The organism is Saccharothrix sp. NPDC042600, from assembly GCF_040647305.1.
GTDB classification, from domain to species: domain Bacteria; phylum Actinomycetota; class Actinomycetes; order Mycobacteriales; family Pseudonocardiaceae; genus Actinosynnema; species Actinosynnema mutabilis.
Genome location: NZ_JBEZBW010000198.1, coordinates 1683 through 3425 on the forward strand (window position 1 = coordinate 1683; position 1743 = coordinate 3425).

Annotated in this window: 1 rRNA gene (cut by a window edge); it reads left to right on the forward strand. The window is 57.2% G+C overall.

Features of this window, described 5'->3' with window-relative positions:
• The first annotated feature begins 51 nt into the window (after positions 1–51).
• Positions 52–1743 (forward strand): 23S ribosomal RNA (locus tag AB0A74_RS42440); it runs 1486 nt beyond the window's last position.

A 1743-nucleotide genomic window follows, 5' to 3' on the forward strand; every position in this document is an offset into this window, starting at 1 on the left:
GGAGTGTCTGGTTGTTCTTTGAGAACTGCACAGTGGATGCGAGCATCTTTGTGGCAAGTTATTAAGGGCATACGGTGGATGCCTTGGCACCAGGAGCCGATGAAGGACGTAGGAGACTGCGATAAGCCTTGGGGAGCTGTCAACCGAGCTGAGATCCAAGGATTTCCGAATGGGGAAACCCGGCCCCAGTCATGTGGGGTCACCCATACCTGAACACATAGGGTATGTGGAGGGAACGCGGGGAAGTGAAACATCTCAGTACCCGCAGGAAGAGAAAACAACCGTGATTCCGTGAGTAGTGGCGAGCGAAAGCGGAAGAGGCTAAACCGTATTCGTGTGATACCCGGCAGGGGTTGCGTGTACGGGGTCGTGGGACCTGTCTGATCGTTCTGCCGGACGGTCGAGGAGTAAGAAAACACTGTGGTTAGCGGAACGTGTCTGGAAAGCGCGGCCGTAGAGGGTGAGAGTCCCGTACGTGAAAACCCGGTGTCTCCTGACGGTTATCCCAAGTAGCAGCGAGCTCGTGGAATTTGCTGTGAATCTGGCGGGACCACCCGCTAAGCCTGAATACTCCCTGGTGACCGATAGCGGACTAGTACCGTGAGGGAAAGGTGAAAAGTACCCCGGGAGGGGAGTGAAATAGTACCTGAAACCGTGTGCCTACAATCCGTCGGAGCCTTTAGGGGTGACGGCGTGCCTTTTGAAGAATGAGCCTGCGAGTTAGTGCTGCGTGGCGAGGTTAACCCGTGTGGGGTAGCCGTAGCGAAAGCGAGTCCGAATAGGGCGTCTCCAGTCGCGTGGTCTAGACCCGAAGCGGGGTGATCTAGCCATGGCCAGGGTGAAGCGTGGGTAAGACTGCGTGGAGGCCCGAACCCACCAGGGTTGAAAACCTGGGGGATGAGCTGTGGTTAGGGGTGAAAGGCCAATCAAACTCCGTGATAGCTGGTTCTCCCCGAAATGCATTTAGGTGCAGCGTCGTGTGTTTCGTGCCGGAGGTAGAGCACTGGATGGTCTAGGGGGCCCACAAGCTTACCGAAATCAACCAAACTCCGAATGCCGGTACGTGAGAGCGCGGCAGTGAGACTGCGGGGGATAAGCTTCGTAGTCGAGAGGGAAACAGCCCAGAACGCCGGCTAAGGCCCCTAAGTGTGTGCTAAGTGGGAAAGGATGTGGGGTCGCCCAGACAACCAGGAGGTTGGCTTAGAAGCAGCCACCCTTTAAAGAGTGCGTAATAGCTCACTGGTCAAGTGGTCCTGCGCCGACAATGTAGCGGGGCTTAAGCACACCGCCGAAGCCGTGTCATTCCAGTTTTGCTGGGATGGGTAGGGGAGCGTCGTTCAGCCATTGAAGCTGCAGGGGAACCTAGTGGTGGAGGCTGGACGAGTGAGAATGCAGGCATGAGTAGCGAAAGCAGAGTGAGAAACTCTGCCGCCGGATGACCAAGGGTTCCTGGGCCAGGCTAATCCGCCCAGGGTAAGTCGGGACCTAAGGCGAGGCCGACAGGCGTAGTCGATGGACAACGGGTTGATATTCCCGTACCCGTGTGAACGCGCCCATGGCGAACCTTGTGATACTAACCGCCCGAAGCGCCGCGAGAGTCTTCGGACGATTGTGGTTGTGGAGCGCGGGACCTGAACTTGTAGTAGTCAAGCGATGGGGTGACGCAGGAGGGTAGCTCCGCCAGTGAGTGGTAGTACTGGTGTAAGCGTGTAGGCCGTCTGGTAGGCAAATCCGCCAGGCATT